Below are 17,496 nucleotides of genomic sequence, written 5' to 3'. Positions count from 1 at the left end.
GCGCCATGTCCAGCAGCTACCTCATGAACCTGCTCGCCAGCGCCGTCGCCGTCATCGTGGGCATTGTGATCCACGAGAGCGCGCACGCCGCCGCGGCCTGGGCACTCGGCGATAAGACGGCCCGTTCGCGCGGACGCGTCTCGCTCAACCCACTCAACCACATCGACCCGTTTGGCACCATCATCCTGCCGCTGCTCATGCTCGCCGCCGGAGGCCCGGTGTTCGCCTTTGCCAAGCCGGTGCCTGTCTACCTCAACAACCTCAAGCACCCCAAGCGCGACGAGGTCCTGGTGAGCGTTGCCGGCCCCGCATCGAACATCGCCCTCGCGTGCCTCGCTGCCGCCCTCATGCAGGCGGCATATGGCAGCCTCTATACCGGCATGTCCTTTGCCCTGGCGTCACAGATCATGAACTTCGGCGCCACCTTTATCGTGGTCAACCTATCGCTCGCGTTCTTTAACCTCATCCCGATTCCGCCGCTCGATGGCTCGTCGATCATCGTGCCCTTCCTCAAGGGCAAGGCACTCAACAACTATTACCGTCTGCAGCAATACGCTATGCCCATCCTCATCCTGGTTCTGTACCTGTTGCCCATGTGGACCGGCATCGACGTAATCGGCCGCTATTTCGACGTTACCGTGTATCCGCTCGCTGAGCAGCTGCTCAACTTCGCAATCGCCGGCATCTAAGGTAAACTTACAGGTCGACCGTGCAAAACGGTCGTAACATGCACCCAAACCGCGCCGCGAAGGCGCCGTCAAAGGAGGTCGAAGATGTCGTATCGCGTGTCGACGCAGGTCTACAGCGGACCGTTCGACCTGCTGCTGCAGCTGGTAACCCGCCAAAAAGTAGATATCGGCGCCATCTCCATAAGCGAGGTGGCCGAGCAGTACCTTGCCGAGGCCGAGCGCATCGAGGCGCTGGACTTGGACGTGGCGAGCGACTTTTTGCTGGTCGCGGCAACCCTTTTGGACATCAAGGCTGCCTCTCTGGTGCCGCAGGAGGCCCCGCGCAAAGCCGATGACGACGATGACGAGTTCGACGAAGACCTCGAGGAACTTAGCGCGCTCGACGGCGACGCCCTGCGCGAGGTCCTGATCCAGCGCCTGATTGCCTACAAACAGTTTAAGGGCGCGGCTGCGGCCCTCGGTGCGCGCATGCAGGCCGAAAGCCGCATGCATCCGCGCGTGGCCGGCCCCGACCCCGAGTTCCTAGGCCTTATGCCCGACTACCTGGCTGGCATCACCCTGCGCGGCCTGGCCGTTATCTGTGCCGACCTGGATGGCAAGCGCCAGACCTTCCTGCTGGAAGCCGAGCACGTGGCGCCGCATCGCGTGCCGCTCGACCTGACCGTGGCCTCAGTCGACCGCTTTACCATGGCGCACCAAACCTGCACCTTCCGCGAGCTACTGGACGGCGATGCTACCACCGAGCAGCTCGTCGTCACCTTCCTAGCTATGCTTGAGCTCGCCAAGCGCGGCTCGCTCACGCTGAGCCAGGACGAGATCTTTGGAACCATCTGCATCAACCGAGTCGAGGGCGCCGAGGCATACGTGCCCGGCGAGGGCCCCGAGCTCACCGAATAGGAGCCGCAATCATGTCAACCCTTTCCACGCTGGAGGCAAACAGCCTCAAAGGCGCCCTCGAGGCGCTTCTGCTGGTGTCGAGCGACCCGGTGAGCGCGCCCGCGCTGGCAGGCGCGCTGGATATCGCCCCCGGCGAGTGCGCGTCGCTGCTCGCCGAGCTCAAGGTTGAGTACGAGGAGGCCAACCGCGGCTTTCAGCTGCGCGAGGTCGCCGGCGGCTGGCGCCTGTTTACGCACCCCGCCTATCACGACGTAGTCGAGGCCTATGTGTTGAGCTGGGACACGCAAAAGCTGTCGCAAGCGGCGCTCGAAACCCTGGCCGTCATCGCATACCACCAGCCTGTGACGCGCGAGGTGGTCAAGGGTATCCGCGGCGTCAACTCCGATGGCGTCATCGCGTCGCTCGTCGACAAGGGTCTGGTGCGCGAGCTCGGCCGCGACCCCCAGCGCGGTCAAGCCATCATCTACGGCACGACCAACGCCTTCTTGGAAAAGTTCGGTCTGCGCTCCACCCGCGACCTGCCCGACCTGGAGCAGTTTGCCCCCGACGAACAGTCGCGTCAGTTTATCCGCGAGCGCCTGAGCGGCCGCAGTATTCAGTCCACGCTCGAAGAGCAGGCTGAGGACCTGGACGAAGAGCGCGAACTGCTCGATACCGATGTTGAAGATGTTGAGGCAGTCGAGGACTTGGAGACCCTGGCCGTCGACGAGACCTCGGAGGATTTGCATGACGAGGACTAACGAAGTAGGGGAGACGCGTGCCATGGGCAACGCAGCACCCGCAACCGACGCACAGCCCGTCTACCCACACACGATGCGCCTACAGCGCTTTTTGGCTCGCGCGGGCGTGGCGAGCCGCCGCGGCTCGGAGGACCTGATGACCGCCGGCCGCGTGACCGTCAACGGCCAGGTCGCGACCGAACTGGGCACCAAGGTCGACGTCGATCGCGACCATATCGAGGTCGACGGCATGCCTGTCAAGCTCAACCAGGGCGCCGTGTACCTGATGCTCTACAAGCCGACCGGCTACCTCACCACCATGAGCGATCCGCAGGAGCGCCCCTGCGTGGCAGATCTGGTTCCCCGCGACCGATTTCCGGGTCTGTTCCCGGTGGGTCGCCTGGACCGCGATACCACGGGCCTTTTGCTCTTTACCACCGACGGCGACCTGTCGCAGGACCTGCTGCACCCCAGCAAGCACGTCTACAAGACCTACCAGGCGCTCGTGGACGGGCAGCTGACAGACCGCGATCTCACGCCGCTCCGCCGTGGCATCGAGCTCGACGACGGCCTGTGCCAGCCGGCAATCTGCCGCGTCATCACCGCACGCGAGGCCGAGGCCGTAGCTCCCCAGGGCGTAAAGCCCGGTACCACCGCCGTGGAGGTCATCATCCGCGAGGGACGCAAGAACCAGGTCAAGCGCATGCTGAGCAAGATCCACCATCCTGTAATCCGTCTGCATCGCTGCAACTTTGCCGGCCTGGAGCTCAAGGACGTGGCCAAGGGCTCGTGGCGCGAGCTCACCGACCGCGAGGTGCAGATCCTTAAAGCGGGCGGCATCCCGCCCAAGCAGGCGAGCGCCATGCGCAACGGCGGCAAGCCCCAGGACACGCCCGCGGCCCGCACGCGTCACCACGGCAGCCACGGCTCCGCACCCAAGCGCAACACCTACCGCGAGCGCTACACGGGCTAGGCAACCCGCCGCGCCCCAGCGCCCGCGAACCATAGCAGCACGTCAACCATCGAAAGGAAGCATTGCATGATCGTCGCCATCGACGGCCCCGCCGGTTCCGGCAAGTCCACCATCGCCAAGGAGATCGCCCGCCAGCTGGGCTTTAATAAGCTCGACACAGGCGCCATGTATCGCGCCGTCACCTTCGCCGCGCTCGACCGCGGCATCGATCTGGACGACGAGGCGGCCATCGACGCCCTCGCCGAGCAGATCGAGATTCGCTTTACCAACGGCACCGGCGAGGACACGCGCCTGACCATCGACGGCCAGGACGCCTCAGCTGCCATCCGCACCCCGCAGGTCGACGCCAACGTGTCCAAAGTCTCGGCCTACCCGGGCGTACGCGCGGCCATGCTCATCCACCAGCGCCGCGCCGCCGAGGACCGCGATATCGTCGCCGAAGGTCGCGACATCGGAACCGTCGTGTTCCCCAACGCGCAGGTCAAGATATTCCTGACCGCCGACCCGCGCGAGCGCGCCTGTCGCCGCGTGTTGCAGCGCCACCAAAACGACGCCCAGCCGCTCACTACCGAGCAGCTCGAGGCCGAGGTCGACGAGACCCTCGACGCCCTCAAACAGCGCGATAAGCTCGACAGCAGCCGCGAGGTCGCGCCGCTCGTTCCCGCCGAGGACGCCGTGCACGTCGACTCCACCGCCCACACCATCGACGAGGTCGTCTCGATCATCGAGGACCTCATCAACCAAAGGAGGTAGGCCATGCGCCTGTTTAAGCAGACGCCCGAGGATTATTACAACGCTCCTTATGCAGAGTTCCCAGCGCTCATCCGCGGCACCGTCGTCGTAGTCATGGCCATCCTTTGGGCCTTCTCCAAGCTCATGTGGCATTGGAAGGTCGAGGATGCCAATCTGCTGTTTGAGCGCAAGGACGGCCGCGGAAGCGTGGTCATCTGCAACCATACCTCGATGGCCGAGCTCTTGGCCGTGGAGACGGCGCTGTTCTTTGGGGGGCGCCGCATTCGTCCCATCTTTAAGTCCGAGTTCGCCAAGAGCAAGATTGTGCGCTGGGCCTTTAGCCGCGTTGGCGGCATCCCCGTGGAGCGTGGTACTGCCGATATGAAGTGCCTGCGCGCCGCCCAGCATGCGCTGCAACGCGGCGAGGACGTCCTGATCTTCCCCGAGGGCACGCGCATCCGCTCGCGCGAGATCAAGCCCGAGGTCCACGGCGGTTTTGCGCTCATCGCCCAGATGGGCAAGGCGCCCGTCAACCCGCTCGCCATCTGCGGTTGGTCCGACATCACGCCCGCGGGCAAAAAGCTCATGCGTCCCAAGAAGTGCTGGATCCGCGCCGGCAAGGCCATCTCGCTTTCCGACGCACCGGCCGGGCTTAAGCGCACGGAGCGCCTGGAATGGTTTGAGTCCGAGGCCATGAACCGCGTCTACTCCATGCGAGACGATCTGTGCGCCGAGCATCCGGGCAGGTTCTAGCCATGAACGAGAACGTGACGAACACCGCCGCGACTGCGTTCGACCAGGCAACCGCGCCTACCATCGAGATCGCCGCCCACGCCGGCACTTGCTATGGCGTACAGCGTGCGCTCGATATGGCGCTGGCCGCCGCGCCGCAAGCAGGGGAGAGCGCTCAGGTCCACACCTTGGGGCCGCTCATCCATAACCCCATCGTGGTACGCGAGCTCGCCGAGGCGGGCATCGGTCTGGCAGAGACCCTGGACGACGCCGCATCGGGAACCGTGATCATTCGCGCGCACGGCGTGGTGCCGCAGGTCATCGATGCCGCTCGCGGGCGCGGCCTTACCGTGGTCGACGCCACCTGCCCCTACGTGAAGAAGGTCCATGTGGCGGCCGAGCGCCTGGTGCGCGAGGGCTACCGCGTGATCGTCGTGGGTGAGCCGGGTCACCCCGAGGTTGAGGGCATCCTGGGCCATGCCGGCGATGACGCACAGGTCGTGAGCTGTGCCGCCGACGCCGACGAGCTGTCGCTCAAGGGCAAGGTAGGTCTGGTTGTGCAGACCACCCAGACCGCGCAGAACCTGGCCGAGGTTGTGGCCTCCATCACCCCACGCGTGCAGGAACTGCGCGTGATCAACACCATCTGCGCCGCCACGAGCGAGCGACAGCAGGCAGCCGCCGCCCTTGCCAACCGCTGCGACTGCATGGTCGTCGTGGGCGGCAAGAACTCGGGCAACACCCGCCGCTTGGCACAGATCTGCGCCGATGCCTGCGAGCGCACGCATCACATCGAGGAAGCTTCCGAGCTCCAGACCGCGTGGTTTACCGGCGCTCACCACATCGGCATCACCGCCGGAGCCTCCACCCCACAAGAACACATCGAACGCGCCGTCACGCGCATCAAGGAGCTTTGCCGCTAACCATGGACCAGACCGTACCCGCATACGCCTCCGAGGTGGCCGATTACGGGCGCAGCCGCGACCCCGAGCCGGGTGAGGGCGCGCTCGTAAAGAACGTGCGTCCCGAATCACCCGCGTGGGATGTGGGTATCGAGCCGGGCATGCGCGTGCTCACGGTCAACGGCGAGCAGCTGACCGATATGATCGTGTGGCTCTGGGAGGCAGACGACGACACCGTCGAGCTGGAGGTATTCGACCCGCGCGACAACACCGTCAACCCCGTCGAGCTCGACCGTTTTCCCGGCGAGGACTGGGGTCTGGAGTTCGATGGCCCCATCTTCGACGGCATGCGTACCTGCGTCAATGCCTGCGTGTTCTGCTTTATGACGATGCTCCCCAAGGGCGGCCGCTCCACGCTCTATATTCGCGACGACGACTATCGCCTAAGCTTTTTACAGGGCAACTTCGTCACGCTCACGAACCTCACCGACAAAGATGTTCAAAACGTCATCCAACGCAACATGAGCCCCATGAACGTGTCGGTCCATGCCGTAAGCCCCGACGTCCGCCGCCGCATGATGGGCCGCAACGCCCAGCGCGGCATGGACGTACTCGAAGCCATCATGGCCGCCGGCATCGAGATTCACGCGCAGATCGTGTTGTGCCCCGGCATGAACGACGGCGAGGAGCTGGAAAAGACCCTGCGCTTTTGCGAGGAGCACGAGCAAATCACAAGCCTGGGCATCGTGCCGCTCGGCTTTACCAAGCACCAAAACCGCTTTAGCTGGTCATACAGCGACAAGCCCGAGCTAGCGCGCGAGACCATTGCCATGATCCGACCGTTCCAGGACCGCGCCTACGAGCGCTTTGGCCGCCACACCTTCCAGATGAGCGACGAGTTCTATCTGGACGCCGGCATCGATCCTCCCGAGGCGGACTTTTACGACGGTTACCCGCAGTACTACGACGGCATCGGCATGATCCGCTCGTATCTGGACGAGACCGACGACGTGCTGGCTACCGATGCCGAGCGACTGGCCCGCGTCCGCGAGGCCATCGCCGCCCGCAGCCAGCACCTGCTGTGCCTCTCCGGCGCCAGCGCGCGCGACACCGTGGCGCGCTTTGTGGAGTCGCCGCATGGTCTCGGCGGCACTGTCACGGCCATCAAGAACCGCTACTTTGGCGGCAACGTGGACGTGACCGGCCTCATCGTCGCGTGTGACATTCTGGAGCAGCTGCCACAAGACCTGTCGGGGGTTATGCTCTTTGTGCCTAAGCTCATGTTCAACGCTGACGGCATGACGCTTGACGAGTATCATCGTGACGATTTACTCGCAAGCCTTACCAGTCGCGGCGCCGAGGTTCATGTGGTGTCGACCATGCCGCATGAGCTGCTCGATACCCTGGAGCACATCCTTGGCATTGTGCCCGCGGACTCTAACACTTCCACTGACCCTACCCATTAAAGGAGAGCAGATGAAACCTATCGTCGCCGTCGTCGGACGCCCCAACGTGGGCAAGTCCACGCTCGTTAACCGCCTGGCCCAGACCTCGGACGCCATCGTCCACGAGTCCCGCGGCGTCACGCGCGACCGCTCGTACCATACCGCCGATTGGAACGGCCGCGAGTTCACCATCGTCGACACGGGCGGTATCGAGCCGCTCAAGAGCGACGACGTCTTTGCCACGTCCATCCGCGACCAGGCGCTCGCCGCCGCCGAGGAAGCCGCCGTCATCCTGTTTGTGGTCGACGGCCGCACCGGTGTCACCGAGGAGGACGAGTCTGTCGCCCGCATGCTCAAGCGCTGCGACAAGCCGGTCTTTCTGCTGGTGAACAAGCTCGACAACCCCGATCGCGAGAACGACAGCATCTGGGAGTTCTATTCGCTCGGCATCGGTGAGCCCACGCCGCTCTCGGCCCTGCATGGTCATGGCACGGGCGACCTGCTCGACGATATCGTGGCCCTGCTTCCCGAGGAAGAGGATGAAGTCGCCGACGAGTTCCCCGATGCGCTGAACGTGGCCATCATCGGCCGCCCCAATGCCGGTAAGTCCTCGCTGTTCAACCGCATCCTGGGCGCCGACCGCTCCATCGTGTCCAACATTGCCGGCACCACGCGCGATGCCATCGACACGGTCGTCGAGCGCAACGGCAAGCACTACCGCATGGTCGATACCGCGGGCATCCGCAAGAAGAGCACCGTGTACGAGAACATCGAGTACTACTCCATGGTCCGCGGTCTGCGCGCCATCGACCGCGCCGACGTGGCGCTGCTCGTCGTCGACGCCTCCGTGGGCGTCACCGAGCAGGACCAGAAGGTCATGGGCTTGGCCATCGAGCGCGGCTGCGCCATCGTGGTGCTGCTCAACAAGTGGGACCTGCTCGACGATGACCGCAAGCGCGAGGCCTGCATGGAGACCATCGACCGCCGTCTGGGCGTCATGGCTCCCTGGGCCCAGTACCTGCGCATCTCTGCCCTCACTGGCCGCAGCGTCGAGAAGATCTGGGCGATGGTCGACGCCGCCGAAAAGACGCGCTCGCAGAAGATCAGCACCTCGCGCCTCAACACGTTCCTCACCGACCTGCGCGAGTTCGGTCATACCGTGGTGGACGGCAAGCGCCGCCTGCGCATGCACTACGTGACCCAGACGGGCGTCAACCCGCCGACGTTCACGTTCTTCGTCAACCATAGCGACCTGGTCAACGACACCTACCAGCGCTATGTGGAAAACCGCATGCGCTCGACTTTCGATTTTTCCGGCACGCCCATTCGACTCTTCTTTAGGAAGAAGGAGCAAAAGGATGCATAATCCGATTCTGCTGACCGCCATCTGCGCCGTGGTCTCGTTCTTTATCGGAGCGATTCCGTTTGGCTTGATCCTGGGCCGCGTGTTTAACCACACCGATATTCGCAAGGCGGGTTCCGGCAACATCGGCACCACCAACGCCCTGCGCGTAGCCGGCCCCAAGGTGGCTGCGCTCACGCTGCTGCTCGACTGTCTTAAGGGCGCCATATGCGTCCTTATCGCCCGTCCGCTTATCGCGGGCGTGGGCTATGGCTTCCCTGTGAGCATCATGGCGCCTGGAGCCCCCGGCGACTGGATGCTCGGCGTCATTTGCCTGGCTGCGGTGTGGGGGCACATCTTCTCGCCCTACCTCAACTTCCATGGCGGCAAGGGTATCGCCGTGGGCTTGGGCGTCATCCTCGCCTGGTACTGGCCCATCGGACTTTCGCTGCTGGGCATGTTTATCGTGGCCGTCGCCATCACCAAGTTTGTGTCGGTGGGCTCGCTTGCCGCGGCCATCGGTCTTCCCATCGCCGTCTGCGCTGTCTTTCCGTACAGCAGCCTGGGACTTAAGTTTTGCATGGCGATGATCGGCATCACCGTGGTGTGGGCCCATCGCGCGAATATCCAAAAGCTCATGACTGGTAAGGAGTCCAAGCTCTCGTTTACCAAGCGCGTCACCGAGCCCGACGATAAGTAGGAGAGAGTCATGAATGTTGCGCTGATTGGCTCCGGCTCCTGGGGAACCGCCGTCGCCGGCCTTGCCGCCGCGCGAGCCGAGCGCGTGACCATGTGGGCCCATAGCGAGCAGACGGCCGCCGGCATTAACGGCGAGCATCGCAACCCCCGGTATCTGGTGGATTACGTGCTGCCGGAAAACGTCGTCGCCACGACGGATCTGGCCCAGGCGCTCGACGGCGTCGAGGCCATCATCTTTGCCGTGCCCTCCACGCACCTGCGCAGCGTATGCCATCAGGCGGCACCTTGTATCGCCACCGACACCCCGGTGCTCTGCCTCACCAAGGGCATTGAGCCCGAGTCTGGCCTGCTCATGAGCGAGGTCATTGCCAGCGAGATCGGCAACGAGCGGCGTGTGGCGGCCCTCTCGGGCCCCAACCATGCCGAGGAGATTTGCCGCGGTGGGCTCTCTGCCGCCGTCATCGCCAGCAAAGATCCGCAGGTAGGGGAGACCTTTAAGGACCTGCTCCTATCCACGGCCTTCCGCATCTACCTGTCGCAGGACATGACCGGCGTCGAGGTTTGCGGCGCCATGAAAAACGTCATCGCCATCGTGTGCGGCATTTCCGCCGGTTCTGGTGCGGGCGACAACACGCTTGCCCTTATCATGACGCGCGGCCTGGCCGAGATCAGCCGTCTGGTGCACGCCCGCGGCGGTCAAGCCATGACCTGCATGGGTCTTGCTGGCATGGGTGACCTCATTGCCACCTGCACCTCCGAGCATTCGCGCAACCGCACCTTTGGCTACGAGTTTGCCCACGGCGTCTCGCTCGACGAGTACCAGGCACGTACGCATATGGTGGTCGAGGGCGCCGTCGCGGCCCGCAGCGTCAGTGAGCTTGCCCGTTCACTGGGCGTAGACATTCCGCTCACCTTTGCCGTGGAGCAAACGCTCTACAACGGTGTTACGTTGGATAGGGCGCTCGAGATTCTTACCGACCGCGTACCCTCCCAAGAGTTCTACGGACTCACCGACTAGTGCAGAAAGGCTACTACCATGGGTTCCATTAAAATCGCTCCGTCCGTCCTCTCGGCCGACATGGCCAACCTCAAGGGCGAACTCGACAAGATCGCCGGTGCCGACTACGTGCACTTCGACGTAATGGACGGCCACTTTACCGGCAACCTCACCTTTGGCGTTGACATCCTCAAGGCCGTCAAGCGCTCCACCGACGTGCCGGTCGACGCGCACCTGATGGTGTCGAACCCCGACGAGACGGTCGATTGGTACGCCGACGCCGGTGCCGACATGATCACCGTGCACTACGAGGCTTCCACGCACCTGCACCGCACGCTCACCCATCTGCAGCAGCGCGGCGTCAAGGCCGGCGTGGTGCTCAACCCCGCCACCCCCGTGTGCGTGCTCGAGAGCATCATCGACGTCGTCGATATGGTGCTGCTCATGAGTGTGAACCCGGGCTTTGGCGGCCAGAGCTTTATCCCGGGCACGCTGCCTAAGCTGCACGAGCTTACGGCCATGTGTGAGCGTCACAGCGTGTCGCCCCTGATCGAGGTCGATGGCGGTATTTCTTCCAAGAACATCGCCGAGGTCGTCAAGGCCGGCGCCAACGTGCTCGTAGCCGGCTCCGCCGTTTTTAAGTCCGAAGATCCCGCCGCCGAGGTTGCGCTGCTGCAGAAGCTGGGCAATGAGGCCGCACAGGAGGCATAAACCCTTATGACCGCAGGTCAAAACCGCATACCCGTGAATCTTGACTATGCCGCCTCGACGCCCATGCGCGCCGAGGCGCTCCTTGCGCAGCGTGAGTACGATGATAGCGAGCTCGCCGGCGTCAACCCCAACTCGCTGCACTCACTTGGCCGCAAGGCCGCCGCACGCCTGGAAGTCGCCCGTCGCGAGATCGCCCGCAGCTTTGGCGCACGCGTTCGCCCGTCCGAGATCATCCTTACCAACGGCGGCACCGAGGCCAACCAGCTGGCGCTGCTCGGTCTTGCCGAGGGCGCTCGTCAGCGCGATCGCAAGCGTAACCGTGTGATCGTATCTGCCATCGAGCACGATTCGATTCTGGACAACCTGCCGCTGCTGCGCGCCGCCGGCTTTACCGTCGATCTGGTGCAACCCTGCCGTGCGGGCTACATTGAACCTGCCGCGCTCATCGAGCTGCTCGGCGACGACGTGGCGCTCGTAAGCATCATGGCCGCCAACAACGAGACCGGCGTGGTACAACCTATCCGCGAGCTTGCCTCGGCCGCGCATACCGCAGGCGCCCTGTTCCACACCGATGCCATCCAGGGCTACTTGCATATTCCGCTCGATGTCACCGAGCTGGGCGTCGACGCTATGACCGTTGCCGCGCACAAGATCGGCGGCCCCGTGGCTTCCGGCGCTCTCTACCTTAAGACCCGCACGCCACTGCGCCCCCGCATTTTTGGCGGTGGACAGGAAGCCGGACGTCGCGCGGGCACGCAGGACCTGCGTACACAGCTGGCTTTTGCCGCTGCCGCCCGCACGCTGGCGCCCCATGTGGCCCAGGAGCGTGCGACGCTGCAAACCCTTTCCGACAAGCTCTATGCCACGCTTACGGCCCATCCTCGCATTCACGCCACGATGGGCGACTACGCGCAGGCCGATCGTCTGCCGGGTATGGTTTCGATCTACATTGACGGCATGGACTCCGAGGAGCTCATCATCAAGCTCGACGCCGCCGGCTTTGAGGTATCGGCAGGCTCGGCATGCTCGAGCGGTAGTATGGACCCCAGCCACGTTATGAGCGCGATGGGCATCGGTCGCGAGCAGGCATTGGGAGCATTGCGCATTTCCTTTGATGACCGCGTAAATCCGAGCGATCTGGACGAGTTCGCCCAAACGCTGCTCTCGATCGTGGGTGCCGTATGATCGTCGCCGAGCTTGAGCGCGCGCTGCTGGCACGCTATCCCAAGACCAATGCCGAGAGTTGGGACCATGTAGGACTCTCCGTCGGCGACCCTGCCGCGGAGATTACCGGTGTTGCCTGCGCACTCGATGCGACCGAAGCCAATGTGCACCGCGCCCAGGAGGCCGGAGCCAACGTGCTGCTGACGCATCATCCCATCTATATCAAGGCGCCCGAGGCGTTTTGCCCGCCCGGCGCGACGCGCCCCCAATGCAGCGCGGCGCTCTACGAGGCAGCCCGTTGCGGCGTGAGCATTATCTCGCTCCACACCAACCTGGACCGCTCGCACGAGGCACGTATCTGCCTAAGTAGGCTTTTGGACGCCGCGCCCGCAAGCTCGTTGGAGCACGTGGACGACCCCGAGGCCTGCGGACTGGGCGCACTCGCGACCCTCCACGACCCCTGCAGCCTGCGCAACCTTGCCGCACGCGCCGCAGCGGCGTTTGGCAGCGACCCGCGCGTGTGGGGCGAGGCCGATCACCCGTGCCGCACCATCGCAATTTTGGGCGGTTCGCTGGGTGACTTTGGCGAGCTTGCCATCGCCGCCGGTGCGGATGTCATCGTGACGGGCGAGGCGGGCTACCACGTGGCACAGGACCTTGCCTTGCGCGGGCTGCCGGTGATCTTGCTCGGCCACGACCGCTCCGAGGAGCCGTTCGTTGATATATTGATGAACTCTGCAGTTGACGCCGGGGTCGACCCCCGTCATGCGATTAAAATACTGAACCCTTGCCAATGGTGGACTGTGACAAAAGGAGAGAACTTATGAGCGCCGGCGCTACGCTACTCAAGCTGCAACAGATCGATTTGGAGCTCGCCCGCAACAAGAGCGAACTTGCCAATATGCCGGAGCTCAAGGAGCTCGCTTCCAAGCGCAAGACCTACGTTAAGCTCAAGGCCGAAATGACCAAGCTCTACGCCCAACGCAAGGACCTGGATATTGAGCTCGACGATCTCAACACCACCGAGATCCAGACCAATAACGCCATCGAGGCCGCTAAGAAGCGCCACGTTGACGGCTCCGACTACCGCGAGGTACAGGACCTGGAAAACGAGCTCGCCACCCTGGCCAAGCGCCTGGACAAGATTGAGCACACCCGCAAGGATGTCGTTGTCGCCCACAAAGAGGCGCTCGACCGCGAGACCCGCGCGCAGGCCATCATCGCCAAGTTCGAGGAGGGCGTGAAGGCCGATACCAAGGCCGCCCGCGCCAAGGCTGCCGACCTGCAGGCTCAGATCGAAGCCGCCACTAAGGAGCGCACCGCTCTTGCCGCCACGCTGCCGGCCGACGTGCTCACCGACTACGAGCGTCTGCTCAAGCAGTTCCGCGGCTTGGCCGTCGAGACCATCCAGGGCAACATCCCCACGGTCTGCCACACCGCGCTGCAGGCATCGTCCATGAGCGACCTCAACCACGACGGTAGCGAGATTACGCACTGTCCGTACTGCCACCGCCTCCTGGTGCTCCCGAGCAAGGAAGCCTAGCGATGACGGCGGCATCCAACAATTCAATGCAACTTGAGGGAAAAACGATCCTGCTGGGCATTACCGGCGGGATCGCCGCCTATAAGTCGTGCAATATCGTGCGCCTGCTGCAAAAGCGCGGCGCGCACGTCAAGGTCGTCATGAGCGAGCATGCCACTGAGTTCGTGGAGCCGCTCACCTTCCGCGCGCTCACCAATGAGCCGGTCGCGGTTGGGCTATTCGACGACCCTTCTGACCCCATCCACCATATCTCGCTGGCGCAGGAGCCCGACTTGGTGGTCGTGGCGCCCGCGACGGCCAATATCATCGCCAAGATGGCCAACGGCATCGCCGATGACCTCATCTCCACAACGCTGCTTGCGACACCGCGGCCCGTCGTTATCGCGCCGGCCATGAACAATGGCATGTGGAAGGCGTCGGCCACGCAGGCCAATATGGCCACGCTGTGCGAGCGCGGCGTCCACGTGGTGGGACCCGGCAGTGGCTACCTTGCCTGCGGCGACGTGGACACGGGCCGCATGAGCGAACCCGAGGACATCGTCGAGGCCGTCTGCGAGGTGCTCAATCCCGTGCCGCAAGACCTGACGGGCAAGCGCATCGTCATCACCGCCGGCCCCACGCACGAGCCGATCGACCCGGTGCGATTCATTGGCAACCGTTCTTCGGGCAAGATGGGTATCGCCCTGGCGGGGGAGGCCGCACGTCGCGGTGCCGCCGTCACGCTCGTGCTGGGACCGACATCGCTCGACGTTCCCCACGGCGTGGAGTGCGTGCGCGTGCAGACCGCCGCTGAAATGCTGCAGGCGGCGTTAAACGCCTTCCAGACGGCCGACGCTGCCATTTGCGCTGCGGCCGTCGCCGACTACACCCCCGCGGCCCCTGCCAACCATAAGCTCAAAAAGGCCAACGAGCGCCTGGATCGAATCGAGCTCGTCGAGACCGTTGACATCTTGGCCGAACTTTCACGCCAAAAGGGCGATCGCCTCGTAATCGGCTTTGCAGCCGAGACTGATAACGTCGTCGAGTACGCCGAGCGCAAATTGACCCGCAAAGGCTGCGATGCCATTATTGCCAACGATGTCTCACGCGCCGATTCGGGCTTTGGAACCGACACCAACAAGGCTTGGATCGTGAGTATAGCGGGTACGCAAGAACTACCCGTACTAACAAAACCCCAGCTCGCAGATACAATTTTGGACTTGCTTCAAAATTTGTAAAAAAGTTCTTGCACAAGGACAAAGTTTCGGGTTAATATACTCCCTGTTGCGAGCGAGAGCAGAGCAACAAACAAAAGCTTCGGGACGTGGCGCAGCTTGGTAGCGCACTTGACTGGGGGTCAAGGGGTCGCTGGTTCGAATCCAGTCGTCCCGACCAGAAGTTTGCAGGTCAGGCACCTAGTGCCTGACCTTTTTTATCAGGAATCAACAAGGTAATCAAAAAAGAATCAACGGCTGTTTTTTAGCTAATAAGGACATGCCCATCTACCTGCGGTTTTGTAGAATCGTGATTTTAATGGATCCCCCCTCCACTTCTATTCCATATTTCGGAATCTATTGATTCCGCATACGCAAACTATTTCGTCTGTCTGGTCTACTTATGCGTAATCAATTTGCCTGCGCCAATCTACTGCGGCTACTTGCGCCGTGGACACAAACCGAAAGCCCCCAAAATCGGTGCAAGCCAGCCCGCGAATCGTGCGCCATCGGCAGATGGCCGCGGGCGCACAGATTGCATCCGTGTCCGATATCGGTATGACCGAGCAGGACCCTAAATAGGGTCCTTTTCAAGCCGACATCCCAATGGGACACCCCCAGACAGCAAACAGTCCCTCAAATCGCCTCTGAGGCTCCGAGACAGGGGATGGCTGATCGGTATCCGTATGTTTCGACCTGCCCTCACTCCACCGTATAGTTCGTCAGGAGCACCTCGAGCACGGGCCTATGCTTCCCGTTGACGATATAGACATGATTTGCGGAGCTGACGTGACAATCCGCCCAGAGCGACTCGATTAAACCATTGCTCCGGTAGTCGCTGCTGCCCCACGATGAGACCAAAAACTTGTGGCCGCTTTCCATGAGCGAATCGTGCAGCCTCGTTTCCTTCTCCTCGTCCCAGGAGTCGTAATAGGTGCTTGTGAGTCCGATGTAGGGCGGGTCGCAGTAGATGAACGAACCGTTCGGAGCCGCGGCTATCGCATCCTCATAGCGCATGGCCGCGAACTTCCAATCGCTTTTGGCGATTTTCCCCTGTACGTGTTCGAATTGGTCCACGATCTTCGTTATGTACGCATTGGAGAATCGGTCGTCCTTATGCCCGTATGGGACGTTGTAGCGGTGCTGGCGGTTGAACCTCATGAGTCCGTTGAAGTAAGACCGGTTGAGGAAGAGGAAATCATATGGGTCATGCGATTCGTTGAACCGGTCGCGGACCTCATAGTAGTAATCCCCCCCTCGATTTCAGGCGTGCGCCTTCGGATTCAAGGAACTTCCTACAGCCGGCGGCGGTGAGCTGTCCGTCCTGGATGGACCGATAGAAGTTGATGATATGGACGTTCGTGTCCGAGAACAGTGCCCGCCTCGGGGCGAGGTTGAAGCCGACGACGCCCGAGCCCATGAACGGCTCGACCCAGACCGTCCAGGCAGCGGATGGGGCGCACCGCGCGATCCACGGGACGTGCTTCGTCTTGATGCCCTGTGTCTTGATGGGCGGGACGTGGACCTTCTCGGCGCCCTTCATGTTTTCTGCACCTGCGGACTGAGCCATGGAATTGTCCTCTCAACGGAACTACGTCCCGAGACTTTCCCACGGTTCAGATAACCAAAGTTGACTAATGCCGCTGCGGCACGTTATGCCCTAATCTGTTTGGCCCATAGTAACTTCCTGCATGCAATATCAATCCCCATACGAAGGGAGTGTCGCCTATGCATGCAGCGGCAAATAACCTTCGGGGGGGGGGTATCTCCTAGAAATACCCGCCTCCGAGGACAGTCAATCATCGAGTACGTCCTGATCATCGCGGTGATCGGTCTGGTGATTGTGTTCGCGGGGCCCGGCGTGGTCGGGGCCATCCGCAACCAGTTCAACCTGGTGGGCAACACGGTGAACAGCGGGACGACAGGCGGCACCGAGGGAGGCGGCGCGTCCGGCGGGGCCGATTCCGCGACCGTCCAGGCGGCCATCGCCAAGGACGCGAAGGACTGGACGCTGGATGAGCAGGAGGCAGTCGCCAAAGACATCGCCGCCAAGGGAGAGGCCTCGCCTGCGTATTCCAAGGCCAAGGCGGTCATGGACGCAGGCACGATATTCTCTACCAAGCTGACGAACGGTCAGACGCTCGCGTACCGTATAGTTGGCATCAACCACGATGACCTTGCGGACGGCTCCGGCAAGGCCGGTTTGACGTTCGAGGCGACAAACGATGCCATGGGCAGACAGCGTATGAACGCCGAGCTTACCAACGCCGGCGGATGGGAGAAGTCGGAGCTCCGCGGCCGCCTCAGCTCCGGCGACCTCTGGGCGCTTTTGCCCTCCGAGCTCCAGTCCAAGGTGAAGTCCGTCACGAAGATGACCGATAACAAGGGCGGCGGCAGCGCCGGCACCCCCTCGGCCACGACCGACAAGGTCTTCCTGCTCTCGACGGCGGAAATCTATGGTGACCTCCAGTCCGATGGCAGCCAGTACGAGTACTACAAATCCAAGCGCGTGACGACGTCGAACCATTACGAGGCTTCATCGTCGAGCGAGTATCACTGGACTCGTTCTGTTGACCCGAACAAATCCACGAGCTTCTATTATGTCCTCGATAGCGGCACCTTGATCAGCTACTACGGCTCGGCGAACGCCTTCCACTTGTTTCCCGCTTTCTGTTTCTAGCCCGTCTAGTGAAAAGCCCGCGTAGCCTGTGCGGGCTTTTCTATTGGCTCTGTTAGACCATAATTGACATATAGGTGA

General features: G+C 62.7%; 18 protein-coding genes, 1 tRNA gene and 1 pseudogene. 18 read left to right on the top strand and 2 right to left on the bottom strand.

The features are described from left to right. Positions 1-5: 5 nt before the first annotated feature. The 17 genes from DWX39_RS00100 (at position 6) to DWX39_RS00020 (ending at position 14,919) form a co-directional block, all read left to right on the top strand. The gene (locus tag DWX39_RS00100) at positions 6-689 is read left to right on the top strand and encodes a site-2 protease family protein (protein WP_117758065.1); all 684 of its coding nucleotides are present in this window, start codon (positions 6-8) and stop codon (positions 687-689) included. An 84-nt stretch (positions 690-773) separates the two neighbouring features. After that, positions 774-1,586: a ScpA family protein gene (locus DWX39_RS00095; RefSeq protein ID WP_117758064.1), complete on the top strand. Its 813-nt coding sequence runs from the start codon at positions 774-776 to the stop codon at positions 1,584-1,586. Positions 1,587-1,597: 11 nt separating this feature from the next. Beyond that, a complete protein-coding gene (scpB, locus tag DWX39_RS00090; protein ID WP_117758063.1) occupies positions 1,598-2,326 on the top strand; it encodes an SMC-Scp complex subunit ScpB in 729 nt (242 codons plus the stop codon). Beyond that, the gene (locus DWX39_RS00085) at positions 2,313-3,278 is read left to right on the top strand and encodes a pseudouridine synthase (RefSeq protein ID WP_369832154.1); all 966 of its coding nucleotides are present in this window, start codon (positions 2,313-2,315) and stop codon (positions 3,276-3,278) included. The genes scpB and DWX39_RS00085 overlap by 14 nt, the downstream gene beginning before the upstream one ends. A 66-nt stretch (positions 3,279-3,344) precedes the next feature. Then, positions 3,345-4,031: a (d)CMP kinase gene (gene cmk, locus DWX39_RS00080; protein WP_117758061.1), complete on the top strand. Its 687-nt coding sequence runs from the start codon at positions 3,345-3,347 to the stop codon at positions 4,029-4,031. Positions 4,032-4,034: 3 nt separating this feature from the next. Beyond that, positions 4,035-4,763, top strand: a complete 729-nt coding sequence (locus DWX39_RS00075) for a lysophospholipid acyltransferase family protein (protein WP_117758060.1) — start codon at positions 4,035-4,037, stop codon at positions 4,761-4,763. Positions 4,764-4,765: 2 nt separating this feature from the next. Then, positions 4,766-5,665, top strand: a complete 900-nt coding sequence (locus DWX39_RS00070; protein WP_117758059.1) for a 4-hydroxy-3-methylbut-2-enyl diphosphate reductase — start codon at positions 4,766-4,768, stop codon at positions 5,663-5,665. 2 nt (positions 5,666-5,667) lie between these two features. Next, positions 5,668-7,110, top strand: a complete 1,443-nt coding sequence (locus DWX39_RS00065) for a DUF512 domain-containing protein (protein WP_117758058.1) — start codon at positions 5,668-5,670, stop codon at positions 7,108-7,110. A gap of 10 nt (positions 7,111-7,120) precedes the next feature. After that, positions 7,121-8,455: a ribosome biogenesis GTPase Der gene (gene der / locus DWX39_RS00060; protein WP_117758057.1), complete on the top strand. Its 1,335-nt coding sequence runs from the start codon at positions 7,121-7,123 to the stop codon at positions 8,453-8,455. Further along, the gene (plsY, locus tag DWX39_RS00055) at positions 8,448-9,131 is read left to right on the top strand and encodes a glycerol-3-phosphate 1-O-acyltransferase PlsY (protein ID WP_117758056.1); all 684 of its coding nucleotides are present in this window, start codon (positions 8,448-8,450) and stop codon (positions 9,129-9,131) included. The genes der and plsY overlap by 8 nt, the downstream gene beginning before the upstream one ends. A gap of 9 nt (positions 9,132-9,140) precedes the next feature. After that, positions 9,141-10,148 carry an NAD(P)H-dependent glycerol-3-phosphate dehydrogenase gene (locus DWX39_RS00050; protein ID WP_117758055.1) on the top strand — a complete coding sequence of 336 codons (1,008 nt, stop codon included), beginning with the start codon at positions 9,141-9,143 and terminating at the stop codon, positions 10,146-10,148. Between the two features lie 18 nt (positions 10,149-10,166). Beyond that, positions 10,167-10,838 carry a ribulose-phosphate 3-epimerase gene (gene rpe, locus DWX39_RS00045; protein ID WP_117758054.1) on the top strand — a complete coding sequence of 224 codons (672 nt, stop codon included), beginning with the start codon at positions 10,167-10,169 and terminating at the stop codon, positions 10,836-10,838. 6 nt (positions 10,839-10,844) lie between these two features. Beyond that, positions 10,845-12,023 carry a cysteine desulfurase family protein gene (locus DWX39_RS00040; RefSeq protein ID WP_117758053.1) on the top strand — a complete coding sequence of 393 codons (1,179 nt, stop codon included), beginning with the start codon at positions 10,845-10,847 and terminating at the stop codon, positions 12,021-12,023. Next, entirely contained in the window at positions 12,020-12,829 is an 810-nt protein-coding gene (locus tag DWX39_RS00035; protein WP_117758052.1) for a Nif3-like dinuclear metal center hexameric protein, read from the top strand. The genes DWX39_RS00040 and DWX39_RS00035 overlap by 4 nt, the downstream gene beginning before the upstream one ends. Beyond that, positions 12,826-13,545, top strand: a complete 720-nt coding sequence (locus DWX39_RS00030; protein WP_117758051.1) for a zinc ribbon domain-containing protein — start codon at positions 12,826-12,828, stop codon at positions 13,543-13,545. Before DWX39_RS00035 ends, DWX39_RS00030 begins: the two co-directional genes overlap by 4 nt. 2 nt (positions 13,546-13,547) lie before the next feature. Continuing rightward, complete coding sequence (gene coaBC, locus DWX39_RS00025; protein ID WP_233508827.1) at positions 13,548-14,762, top strand: bifunctional phosphopantothenoylcysteine decarboxylase/phosphopantothenate--cysteine ligase CoaBC; 1,215 nt, start codon at positions 13,548-13,550, stop codon at positions 14,760-14,762. A gap of 80 nt (positions 14,763-14,842) precedes the next feature. Next, a tRNA-Pro gene (locus DWX39_RS00020) sits at positions 14,843-14,919 on the top strand. A gap of 521 nt (positions 14,920-15,440) precedes the next feature. On the opposite strand, the pseudogene DWX39_RS11295 reads toward DWX39_RS00020, so the two are convergent. Next, positions 15,441-15,929, bottom strand: a pseudogene (locus DWX39_RS11295) (DNA adenine methylase); the annotation flags it as partial. Between the two features lie 46 nt (positions 15,930-15,975). Beyond that, the gene (locus tag DWX39_RS11290) at positions 15,976-16,308 is read right to left on the bottom strand and encodes a DNA adenine methylase (RefSeq protein ID WP_117758049.1); all 333 of its coding nucleotides are present in this window, start codon (positions 16,306-16,308) and stop codon (positions 15,976-15,978) included. 162 nt (positions 16,309-16,470) lie between these two features. Between DWX39_RS11290 and DWX39_RS00005 the strand changes: the two genes are divergently transcribed. Next, positions 16,471-17,418 carry a DUF6273 domain-containing protein gene (locus DWX39_RS00005; protein ID WP_147336352.1) on the top strand — a complete coding sequence of 316 codons (948 nt, stop codon included), beginning with the start codon at positions 16,471-16,473 and terminating at the stop codon, positions 17,416-17,418. Positions 17,419-17,496 lie beyond the last annotated feature (78 nt).

This window comes from Collinsella sp. AF19-1LB, assembly GCF_003459655.1.
In the GTDB taxonomy this organism is placed as follows: Bacteria; Actinomycetota; Coriobacteriia; order Coriobacteriales; family Coriobacteriaceae; genus Collinsella.
This window is presented reverse-complemented; position numbering and strand designations above follow the sequence as displayed.

What these genes read in the sequence shown, in the direction of transcription:
- DWX39_RS00005 (WP_147336352.1), top strand. Translation starts at nt 16,471, where the DNA reads ATGCAGCGGCAAATAACCTTCGGGGGGGGGGTATCTCCTAGAAATACC.
- DWX39_RS11290 (WP_117758049.1), bottom strand. Translation starts at nt 16,308, where the DNA reads ATGGCTCAGTCCGCAGGTGCAGAAAACATGAAGGGCGCCGAGAAGGTC.
- DWX39_RS00100 (WP_117758065.1), top strand. Translation starts at nt 6, where the DNA reads ATGTCCAGCAGCTACCTCATGAACCTGCTCGCCAGCGCCGTCGCCGTC.
- DWX39_RS00075 (WP_117758060.1), top strand. Translation starts at nt 4,035, where the DNA reads ATGCGCCTGTTTAAGCAGACGCCCGAGGATTATTACAACGCTCCTTAT.
- cmk (WP_117758061.1), top strand. Translation starts at nt 3,345, where the DNA reads ATGATCGTCGCCATCGACGGCCCCGCCGGTTCCGGCAAGTCCACCATC.
- DWX39_RS00040 (WP_117758053.1), top strand. Translation starts at nt 10,845, where the DNA reads ATGACCGCAGGTCAAAACCGCATACCCGTGAATCTTGACTATGCCGCC.
- DWX39_RS00030 (WP_117758051.1), top strand. Translation starts at nt 12,826, where the DNA reads ATGAGCGCCGGCGCTACGCTACTCAAGCTGCAACAGATCGATTTGGAG.
- DWX39_RS00050 (WP_117758055.1), top strand. Translation starts at nt 9,141, where the DNA reads ATGAATGTTGCGCTGATTGGCTCCGGCTCCTGGGGAACCGCCGTCGCC.
- DWX39_RS00085 (WP_369832154.1), top strand. Translation starts at nt 2,313, where the DNA reads ATGACGAGGACTAACGAAGTAGGGGAGACGCGTGCCATGGGCAACGCA.
- DWX39_RS00095 (WP_117758064.1), top strand. Translation starts at nt 774, where the DNA reads ATGTCGTATCGCGTGTCGACGCAGGTCTACAGCGGACCGTTCGACCTG.
- coaBC (WP_233508827.1), top strand. Translation starts at nt 13,548, where the DNA reads ATGACGGCGGCATCCAACAATTCAATGCAACTTGAGGGAAAAACGATC.
- scpB (WP_117758063.1), top strand. Translation starts at nt 1,598, where the DNA reads ATGTCAACCCTTTCCACGCTGGAGGCAAACAGCCTCAAAGGCGCCCTC.
- der (WP_117758057.1), top strand. Translation starts at nt 7,121, where the DNA reads ATGAAACCTATCGTCGCCGTCGTCGGACGCCCCAACGTGGGCAAGTCC.
- DWX39_RS00035 (WP_117758052.1), top strand. Translation starts at nt 12,020, where the DNA reads ATGATCGTCGCCGAGCTTGAGCGCGCGCTGCTGGCACGCTATCCCAAG.
- DWX39_RS00070 (WP_117758059.1), top strand. Translation starts at nt 4,766, where the DNA reads ATGAACGAGAACGTGACGAACACCGCCGCGACTGCGTTCGACCAGGCA.
- plsY (WP_117758056.1), top strand. Translation starts at nt 8,448, where the DNA reads ATGCATAATCCGATTCTGCTGACCGCCATCTGCGCCGTGGTCTCGTTC.
- DWX39_RS00065 (WP_117758058.1), top strand. Translation starts at nt 5,668, where the DNA reads ATGGACCAGACCGTACCCGCATACGCCTCCGAGGTGGCCGATTACGGG.
- rpe (WP_117758054.1), top strand. Translation starts at nt 10,167, where the DNA reads ATGGGTTCCATTAAAATCGCTCCGTCCGTCCTCTCGGCCGACATGGCC.